General features: G+C 66.9%; 9 protein-coding genes, 1 tRNA gene, 1 other RNA gene and 1 CRISPR repeat array. Of the genes, 6 read left to right on the top strand and 5 right to left on the bottom strand.

The genetic code is table 11. From position 1 onward, the window contains the following. Positions 1–382 (top strand): hypothetical protein (locus GVY39_RS33395; protein WP_240679493.1); only part of this gene is annotated, 382 nt, incomplete at its 5' end. A 210-nt stretch (positions 383–592) separates the two neighbouring features. Here GVY39_RS33395 and GVY39_RS33390 read toward each other — a convergent pair. After that, positions 593–754 (bottom strand): hypothetical protein, encoded by a 162-nt coding sequence (locus GVY39_RS33390; protein ID WP_159930958.1) that lies wholly within the window; start codon positions 752–754, stop codon positions 593–595. A gap of 361 nt (positions 755–1,115) precedes the next feature. Beyond that, positions 1,116–1,388: a CRISPR direct-repeat array (repeat unit 29 nt; unit sequence GTCGGCCCCGCGCACGCGGGGATGGTCCG). Positions 1,389–1,835: 447 nt separating this feature from the next. Here GVY39_RS33390 and GVY39_RS33385 point away from each other — a divergent pair. Both GVY39_RS33385 and GVY39_RS33380 read left to right on the top strand, forming a co-directional pair. Continuing rightward, positions 1,836–2,642 carry a methyltransferase domain-containing protein gene (locus tag GVY39_RS33385; protein WP_159930960.1) on the top strand — a complete coding sequence of 269 codons (807 nt, stop codon included), beginning with the start codon at positions 1,836–1,838 and terminating at the stop codon, positions 2,640–2,642. A gap of 8 nt (positions 2,643–2,650) precedes the next feature. Further along, positions 2,651–3,091: an SRPBCC family protein gene (locus GVY39_RS33380; protein ID WP_159930957.1), complete on the top strand. Its 441-nt coding sequence runs from the start codon at positions 2,651–2,653 to the stop codon at positions 3,089–3,091. A 115-nt stretch (positions 3,092–3,206) separates the two neighbouring features. On the opposite strand, the gene GVY39_RS33375 is transcribed toward GVY39_RS33380, so the two are convergent. Both GVY39_RS33375 and ffs read right to left on the bottom strand, forming a co-directional pair. Beyond that, complete coding sequence (locus GVY39_RS33375) at positions 3,207–4,496, bottom strand: aminotransferase class I/II-fold pyridoxal phosphate-dependent enzyme (RefSeq protein ID WP_159930956.1); 1,290 nt, start codon at positions 4,494–4,496, stop codon at positions 3,207–3,209. Positions 4,497–4,719: 223 nt separating this feature from the next. Beyond that, positions 4,720–4,814, bottom strand: an RNA gene (ffs, locus tag GVY39_RS33370) — signal recognition particle sRNA small type. A gap of 127 nt (positions 4,815–4,941) precedes the next feature. Between ffs and GVY39_RS33365 the strand changes: the two genes are divergently transcribed. After that, positions 4,942–5,026 (top strand) — tRNA-Ser (locus tag GVY39_RS33365). Positions 5,027–5,328: 302 nt separating this feature from the next. On the opposite strand, the gene GVY39_RS33360 is transcribed toward GVY39_RS33365, so the two are convergent. Next, positions 5,329–5,553, bottom strand: a complete 225-nt coding sequence (locus tag GVY39_RS33360; RefSeq protein WP_159930955.1) for a hypothetical protein — start codon at positions 5,551–5,553, stop codon at positions 5,329–5,331. 468 nt (positions 5,554–6,021) lie between these two features. On the opposite strand from GVY39_RS33360, the gene GVY39_RS33355 reads away from it, so the two are divergent. Continuing rightward, positions 6,022–6,660, top strand: a complete 639-nt coding sequence (locus GVY39_RS33355) for a hypothetical protein (RefSeq protein WP_159930954.1) — start codon at positions 6,022–6,024, stop codon at positions 6,658–6,660. Between the two features lie 10 nt (positions 6,661–6,670). On the opposite strand, the gene GVY39_RS33350 is transcribed toward GVY39_RS33355, so the two are convergent. After that, positions 6,671–8,257, bottom strand: coding sequence for a WS/DGAT domain-containing protein (locus GVY39_RS33350; protein WP_159930953.1), 1,587 nt, complete (start codon positions 8,255–8,257; stop codon positions 6,671–6,673). A gap of 168 nt (positions 8,258–8,425) precedes the next feature. Between GVY39_RS33350 and GVY39_RS33345 the strand changes: the two genes are divergently transcribed. Next, a partial coding sequence (locus GVY39_RS33345; RefSeq protein ID WP_370523866.1) for a cytochrome bc complex cytochrome b subunit occupies positions 8,426–9,165 on the top strand: 740 nt, incomplete at its 3' end.

Here is a 9,165-nt window from a genome sequence, read left to right as displayed (position 1 = left end):
GCTGGGCCGCGCTCGGAACATGGGGAGCGACCCGATGACACCCGAGGACCTACCGGGGCGCAGTGGCCGCGACGCGGGCAGGATCGCCCACCGCCCCATACTGCTGGCGGTCCAGGACAGCAACATCGCCGAGACCAATTGCGCGGTCGATCCCGATCACCTCAGTCCCGACGATGCGATCCGCACCCTGAGCGTGCACCACCACTGCCCGTCGCCCTGTCACCCGCGTGAACGTGCACTGTCGGTACTGGGCACCGAATACAGTGCGGCGGCAACGCCAGGCGCGCGTCAACCCGCGCGTGCACTGGACGAACTGGACCAACGGCTGGCCGAACTGATCCGCGAATACCTACGCCAAGTCGCGGAGCGCGCCGACCGGTAACCGCAGCCGCGAGACAACGAGCCCAGACGGCGTGGCCCGTCTGGGCTCGTCTCAATCCTGCCCGCATACGGGCGGTTCCAGCTGCGCGGAGGCGGCCACCCGGATTCGGTACTCGCACGCCAGCAGCTATCCGAGGTGCTGGCGCCGAGCGTCTACGCCAGCCCGAAGCCTCCAGCATGGTGGCGATCGGTGAGGTCCGCCGACTCCTGCCTACTCGCCGCAGCCGCGACGAGGTTCGAGCGATCGGTGGAACGGTCCGGGTCGCCACCGCAGGTATTTCCACTCGATCTCGCCACCCAGTGCGGCGAGCTGCTCGCGCAGGATCTGCTCGATGACGTTCTGCGGGATGTAGCCGCAGCCCGACAGAATCACGGGTCCGGACGGGGCTTGGCAGGGCTCATCTCGTTCCCTCCTGCGTATTGGACAAGGTCCGAACGAATTTCAGGCGTGTGCCCCATACGCGATGGTGGCACGACGATTGAACGCGCATAGCAGTCCGGCTGAGTCCACTTGACTCGCGGAATCCCGCTTGGGCGAGGGGACACTAATCGTCTGCTGGGGAGGTGCTGTGTCCAAGCACGATAGATGCGCTGGGGGCGACGACCAAGATCATCGAACGACAGGTCACCGTTCACACCGCACTTACACAGCACCACCACAACGCGACCAACCGACCCCGAACGAAGTGAACGAAAGGCGGGGTATCGTCACATAAATCCGCAGCTCAACAAGTGTCGGCCCCGCGCACGCGGGGATGGTCCGACCAACAACAGCAGACCTCCGGCCGGTTGCGGGTCGGCCCCGCGCACGCGGGGATGGTCCGCGATCGGTCAGCTGTCGCGGTGGTCGCAGTACGTCGGCCCCGCGCACGCGGGGATGGTCCACGGCTTCGGCTGCCGTCGCGTGGCGGTGGGCGGTCGGCCCCGCGCACGCAGGGATGGTCCGTACCGGCGCACGCACTCGAAGGCGATCCAGGTGTCGGCCCCGCGCACGCGGGGATGGTCCGCTGTAGGAGTCCAGCGGGATCCAACGTGGCACAATACGTGATTCGCTCGTGCCCGGCGTGGTTGCTGGTCAGCCATCGCTACTTGTCATCAAAAGCGCCATTTAATGACTGACGTCAACCAACGAGGCTCGCACCCGCCAACGCCAGCAATCGATGCTACAGCGGGAGTGGGTGGGTGTTGGAAGTATCCGCAGCTGAGCGGCCCAATGCAACCAACTGACTCCAACGCGGTCCGCTCTTGACAACGATGCCAATCGCAAGTTAGTTCGATGCGAGTACATGGAGTTACCTATGTACTCACGAAGCGCGCGGTTCATCAATGATAGTGACTCACCTCACAGTGCCTACGCGCGGGTAGATGACCTGCCGCGTAGGCTCCAGGCCATGCCTCAGACGACGGCGACACCGACCAAGACGACGGCAACGGCCAGGGATGGAAACGGGCTCATGAACACCTACGCATTGCGCCCCGATCGGTTCGACCGAGCAGGCCAGGACCAGCTCGTCGACGTGCGTGACCTACAGGCCGCGCTGCCCGGCATCCGCCGCTTGCGCGCCTGGGCGCACGAAGCGCTCGCGCTGCGGCCCGGCGAACACGCCGTCGACATCGGCTCCGGCACCGGAACGGAGGTCATGACCTTCGCCGAAGCGGTCGGCCCGGACGGCAGCGCGATCGGCGTCGAACCGGACCCGCATCTGCTCGCCTCCGCCGAACGCCGCGCCGCCCAGGCCGGGTCGACGGCCAAATTCCACTCCGGTGACGCCTACGGCGTGCCCTTCGGCGCGGAAAGCTTCGACGCCGTCCTGTGCGAGCGGGTCTTCCAGCACCTGACCGCCCCCGCCCGGGCGGCCAACGAGATCGCGCGCGTGCTGCGTCCGGGCGGACGCGTCGTCGTCGTGGACAGCGATTGGGGCACGGCGATCATGCACCCCGGGGACCGGGGGGTCGTCCGCGAGGTGATCGATACGCTGGTTTCGGCGACCACCAATCCGCTCTCCGGCCGCCGGCTCCCCGGTCTGCTCACCAAGGCAGGCCTGGTGGTCGACGACATCGGTTCGCAGGCCTTGGTGCAGGATCGCGGCGTCGGAGCGGGCTCTCTGGTCACCAGGGTCTCGGCCATGGCCGTCGCACGCGGTGCGATCACCGAGGCTCAGCGCGACCGACTGCTCACCGATCTCGAGGCGGCCGCCGCCAACGGCGATATCCACCTCTCGGTCACCATGTTCGCCGTCCTCGCGCACAAGCCGCGCTGAACCGCCCGATGGCCGTCGACGTGCTGACCGACGTCGTGATCGACCGCTCTCGCGAGCTGGTCGCGGCATACGCGGCCGATCCAGCGCACGCGCCCGCCTGGTACTCGCGCATTCACGGCGTCACCTGGGAGACGGAGCCGCCGCTGCGCGTCGGCTCACGGATGGCATTCGTCGCCCACTTCCTCGGCAGCAAGCTGGTCTACACCTATGAGGTCGTCGACTACCACCCCGGCTCACTGCTGGTGATGCGCACCGCGCAGGGGCCGTTTCCGATGGAGACGACCTACACCTGGGCGGACACCCCGGAGGGCGGTACCCGCATGACACTGCGCAACCGCGGCGAACCGAGCGGATTCGGGAAACTGGCCGCACCTGTACTGGAGGCGGCGATCCGACGGGCGAACCGCGCCGACCTGACCCGGCTCAAAGAGCTGTTGGAGACCGGGTAGGAGGCTGCGGCGCCTTCGCTCGGAGGGACACGGGCCGAGGGCATCGGCTACCGAGCCGAGGCCGGACCATCGGGAACGCCCGGCACGGATTCGTGCCGGGCAGGCCCGTTGCGTTCTACTTGCCGAGCAGCTTCTCGGTGGCCGCCAGCAGCACGCAGGTGGCCAGGCCGTCCATCGCCTTCTCCAGCTCGGGCAGCTTGGGGAAGCTCGGCGCGATCCGGATGTTCTTGTCCTCCGGGTCGTTGCGGTACGGGAAAGCCGAACCGGCGGCGGTGAGCGCGATGCCCGCCTCCTTCGCGAGCGCGATCACCCGCGCCGCCGTGCCCTCCAGCACGTCCAGGCTGATGAAGTAGCCGCCCTTCGGCTCGGTCCACGACGCCACCTTCGAAGCGCCGAGCCGGTCCTCGAGGATCTTCAGCACCAAGGCGAACTTCGGCTCGAGGATCGCGCGGTGCTTCTGCATGTGCGCCCGCACGCCGTCGGCATCTCCGAAGAAGCGCAAGTGGCGCAGCTGGTTGATCTTGTCCGGCCCGATGCTCTTCTTCGCCGCGTGGCTGAGGTACCAGTCCAGGTTCGCGGTGGAACCGCCGATGAAGCTCACGCCCGCGCCCGCGAAGGTGATCTTCGAGGTGGAGGCGAACACCAAGGGCCGGTTGGGGTTTCCGGCCGCGGCGGCCAGGCCGAGCACGTCGATCACCGGGGCGGCGGTGTCGGTGAGCGGGTGCACGGCGTACGCGTTGTCCCAGAACAGCCGGAAGTCCGGCGCCGCGGCGGGTATCGAAACGAGTTCGCGGACAACGTCTTCGGAGAAGACCACGCCGGTCGGGTTGGAGTAGTTCGGCACTGCCCACAGGCCCTTGATCTGCGGATCGTTCGCCAGCAGCTCGGCGATGGCGTGCGTGTCGGGACCGTCGTGGCGCATCGGGATCGGGATCATCTCGAAACCGAGCGCTTCGGTGATCGCGAAGTGACGGTCGTAACCGGGAGCCGGGCACAGGAACTTCAGGGTGTCCTCGGCGGCCCAGCGACGCTCGGAATCGTTGGTGCCGTACAGCATCGCGTAGGCGATCACGTCGTGCATCAGCTCGAGACTGGCGTTGTTGCCCGCGAGCAGGTTGTCCACCGGGATGTTGAGCAGCTCGCCGAAGATCGCGCGCAGTTCCGGCAGACCGTGCAGGCCACCGTAGTTGCGGCAGTCGGTGCCGGTGCCGTCGCGGAAATCGCCCTCGCCGGGCAGCTGCAGGAGCGGGGCGGACAGATCGAGTTGTTCCGGCGAAGGTTTCCCCCGAGTCAGGTCCAGCGTGAGCTTCTCGGTCTCGAGCGTCGCGTAGTTCGCGGTCTGGGTCTCGTGCTCGAGCACGAGCTCCTCATGGCTCATCAAACCGATCTGCGTTTGCCGGGGCATCCTGGGCAGCCTTTCAAGCAGCGAAGGGACGATGGGTTTGGCCGGACCGATGTGCGGCGGCGGCCGAACAGTTGTCCGTGCAGACGCATGTGCATCCGCGGACGGGGTTCACGTTACCCGTGCATTGCCCGGAATTGGAGGCGTTATCCGAGGCGGGATGAGGGTGACCCGCACCGCCGGGCGACGGCGAGGCAACAGCGCATGCGCCCGAGCGACCCCATTTGAAAGGGGACCCCGCGCACCCGGCAGAGCCCGTTGACCCTTGCTGCCTTCCGGCCCTGGGGGAGTTCACAGGATGCGCGCCGCGCGGGATCCGTCGGCCAGTGTAGCGCCTCCGGCCGCCAAACCCATCCTCCGGGTCCACACCCCCACGCGACCAGGCACTTCACCCCCAACCCCGCCCCTATTTGGCGACCGACGGGGGGCTACCGGTATGCTGCTCCACGGAGGATTCGCCTAGTGGCCTATGGCGCTCGCCTGGAACGCGGGTTGGGTTAACGCCCTCAGGGGTTCAAATCCCCTATCCTCCGCCGGAGAGAGTCCAGGTCAGGAGCAGTTACACCCTCCTGACCTGGACCTACGGCGACCCCACCGATCGAACATGCCGCTGAGGGTTGTCGGCGGACACGGCTCCGACCAACCGAAGCAGCCGCATGGTGGCGAACATCGTCCCTTGTACTACTGAATCCGGTACCGCCGCGAGGGCAAGCAGCCGAGAGTCGCATTCGATCGCCGCCGTGCGGCAGACGCGCGACGGCCACGGTGCCCGCATCCAGCCGGCGCATGCCATGGCGGGCTACCGCGCAGGCCGGCCCTCTGGACCCTCCGGCAGTCAGAGCCGGAAGATGCGCGCCCCCACTCCCCACCCGGCGCTGGACCAGTTGGGGCCGAAACAAGCCACCGTGCCCGCCTGTCCGACAGGCAGGTCTCGGCGCGTTGTGTACTGGCCGAAGATCGGCGGATTAGCGGTGAAGTTGTATCCGATGCAGTCGATCTCGAGTCGGTAGTTGCCCGCATCGCCTTGGCAGATCCCGTTGTAGGACCATGGACCGTTCATCGATCCTGAGCAGCCGGGCTGGGCGGCGGCCGTGCCGGTTGCCGTCCCCGTGAGAGCGACTGCCACAACGGGAGCTGCCAGGCACATCGCTATTGCTCGAACCGAGGTTCGCATACTGGACTCCGATTGTCGTTTGGGTCGATTACATGGGATATATCGACGTTATGTCGCAACACGTTACAGAGTGGAGGCTGTGACAAGGAGGCGAACGCGGACGAATCCCGCTCGGACGCTTACGAATCGGATGCAGGGTAAGCCGCCTCCTCGGGACACGCTCTGCCACCATCGAAGTCGTCGGCCATCACACGAAGGTGCCGCCCGTCGGTCGGCACCGGCACCGGCACCGCCGGTTATGGCGAGATGTCACTACAGCGATGCCGACCGAACCCTCGGCTCCCGGTAGCACGGCGAACTCGTTTCGCCCGATCCAGGCTGTGCGACCGACGATTCCGATGGAATGATCTCCCCGTGACTCAGTGGCTTCCGCTTTTCGGTTCTCTCATCGTCGCCGTCGCGGCATTGGTCGGTGTGCTGGTCAACAACCGCACGAACCGGGCGGCGCTCACCGCCGCGGACGAGCGGAACCGGGTCACCTTGGACGCGGCGCAGCGAAACGTGGAGTTGACCAACGCGGCGGCCGAGCGGCGCGAGCACGACAAATGGCGGCGGGAATCAGTGCTGAGCGCGGTCTCCTCGGTGCTGGCTATCTCGAGCGACGTCCGCCTGCAGTTGTTGCACTGTGATCGCTGGGAGGCCGAGGAACTGGATCAGGTGGACGACGAGATCCGGCAGGCCGTCGAGGGTTCGCGGGGGTTCATCAGCAGTCTGCGCGTCGTGGCGCATCGCAAGATTCCCAATCGCTGCGAGGACCTGATGCGTACGCTCACCGCGGCGCTGAACATCAGCTTGCAGCGCCGACGGATCGAACTCGACGGCGAGGCGACGGCCGAAGAGATCAGCGAGATCCAGGCGCTGTGGTCGCGGGCGATCGAGAACACCGTCGAGGAAGAACGCTCGGTCATCAACGCCACCCGGCTCGAGCTCGAGATCAAGATCTCCGCCGAAGTCCACCAGGCCACGCCGCAGCCGGCCCTCGCACGCTCCTGAGCGCCGGCGATCACACCGGCCGGGACGCGGAGTCCAGCCGGGTGCGGTGTACTTCGAGCAGCGCGGCACGGAGGTGGGCGGCGTAGGCGTCGAGGTCCGGTAGCACCGCCGGATCCGAGTGCAGCGAGATGGTGACGGTGTCGCCCAAGCCGTGCACGCCGTGCGTGAGGTGCATGACGGAGCCGAGGGCCGGGAAGCCCGCGGTGAAGCGCACGGCGCCGCCGCCGAAGGCGAGGTCCGCAGGGCCGCGGTCGACGCTGGAGACGACGGTGTGGCCCGAGATCGAGTCGGGCACGGTGTCGACCGGATAGCGGTCCAGATCTCGGCGCAGGATCGGAGCGGGGATGGTCGAGGTGACCCGGTCCTGCGCGGACAGCAGCGGATGCCGTGCTCGGACACGCCGGTCGACGAGCGCCGCCGCGATCTTGTCGGCGCGTACACGCAGGTCCGGTTCGTCGATGAAGAGGTCGACGCCGAGACTGCGATAGTTGTTACGAGGGTAGGTGAGCTCGGGAAGGGCCATCGGAACCTGCGCGCCGAGACGCTCGACCGGCTCACCTCGGTCGGCCAGGTAGCGAGCGAGCGCCAGCGACACCGCGGTCAAGGCGACGACCGTGACGGTACGGCCGGGAACGCGCAGGTCTTCGGCCGGGAATACGAGCACCCGGGCTTCGTGCCGCAAGGCCGCTTCCGCGGCGGCTCGATTCAGCACGCTCGGCGGATAACCCGTTCCGGGTGGCGGCACCTCACCGGCCTCGGTCAGATGATCCAGCCGTTGCCGCGCTCGAAACGCCTCGTAACCGCGCACCGCGGTCACGGCCAACCGAACCGGCGTACGCAGAACACCGAGAGCCGAGTCGGCCAGCACCCCGGCCGCCGATGCACTCGCCGGCACCGCGGAACCGATCATCCGCAGAGGAGCCCCTACCGCCGAGCCGACGCCGCGACGATCAGCAAGCAGCGCGGACAGTCTCTGTGTGGGTGGCTTCCACCATGATGGATGACTGGACGTCCGCCGGCCGCCAATCGAACCGCCCGCCGCTGCGGCATCGTCCTCGCCTGCGGCCCGTACTCCATCGGGCGCCACCGACGCGGCTCGACTTCCGTGCTGTGCTGCGAGGTCCCCCGACGCGCTGAACAGCGCACGCGCGATCGCCGAAGCACGCCGGCCATCGGCCAGGGCATGCGACATCTGGAGTACTACCACCAGCGCGGGCTCCCCCTCCTGTCCCGGCGCGCCGACGATGCCGCGGAACACGTGCAGCCGCCACGGGTGTACGGCGGCGTCGACACCGGTGCCGAGCAGATCGCCGAGGACGTCCAGCAGATGCGACCAATTACGCTCCGCCAGTTCGTGTTCCACGAATTGCTCGGAGCCGGATTCGCACCGCGTCCAAGACGGGTAATCGACGTCCGAGGGCAGTTCGCGCAGCCGGACCCGAAGGTCAGGGATCCGCGCGCTCCGTTCGGCGACGACCGCGCGTAGTTCCTCGGTGGATCGTCCGCGATCGGCGAAGCAATACAGCAGAAAAAGGTCGTTGTGTGTGCGTTTGGACAGCCAATACATCGTCGCGTCCTGCGGTGCCATCGCGCTCACGAGTAAAACGATATCGACTCGGATCCGGCGGCGCCCGGCGAGCCCGGGAGATGTGAATGATCTTGTTTCACAGTTTGGCGCGGAAAAGCCCCTCGATTCCGCCGCGCAGCTCTGCTACCGTCTGTAGTAGGAACGCATACCACTCTCACCCAGGGCGGGGTGTCGGCCATGGCTATGGATTCAGCGCGCATAATCGGCAAGCAAGCCAATGATATGGACGAGCGATATCGCGCCGCGGCGTTCATGAAGCGATCGATCAACAAGGTCTTCCCCACGCATTGGTCGTTTCTGCTCGGCGAGATCGCGCTCTACAGCTTCATCATCCTGCTGCTGTCGGGCGTCTACCTGACGCTGTTCTTCGACCCGTCCATGGCGGAAGTGGTCTACGACGGCTCCTACCAGCCACTGCGCGGTGTGACCATGTCGCGGGCGTATGAGACGACACTCAACCTCTCCTTCGAGGTGCGTGGCGGCCTGTTCGTGCGGCAGGTCCATCACTGGGCGGCGCTGCTGTTCGCGGCGTCGATCATCGTGCATCTGTTCCGGATCTTCTTCACCGGCGCGTTCCGCAAGCCGCGGGAGGCGAACTGGGTGATCGGTTCGCTGCTGCTGATCCTGGCGATGTTCGAGGGCTTCTTCGGGTACTCGCTGCCGGACGACCTGCTCTCGGGCACGGGTCTGCGGGCGGCGTTCTCCGGGATCACGATCTCGATCCCGATCATCGGCACATGGATGCACTGGCTGATGTTCGGCGGCGACTTCCCCGGCGACATCATCATCCCGCGCCTTTACATCGCGCACGTGCTGCTGTTCCCGGGCATCATCCTGGCGTTGATCGCCGCGCACGTGGCGCTGGTGTGGTATCAGAAGCACACCCAGTTCCCCGGCCCGGGGCGCACGGAGAACAA

It is taken from the genome of Nocardia sp. CY15, from assembly GCF_009829295.1.
GTDB lineage: Bacteria > Actinomycetota > Actinomycetes > Mycobacteriales > Mycobacteriaceae > Nocardia > Nocardia sputi.
Note: the sequence above shows the minus strand (reverse complement) of the source record. Positions and strands in the feature narration are given on the sequence as shown.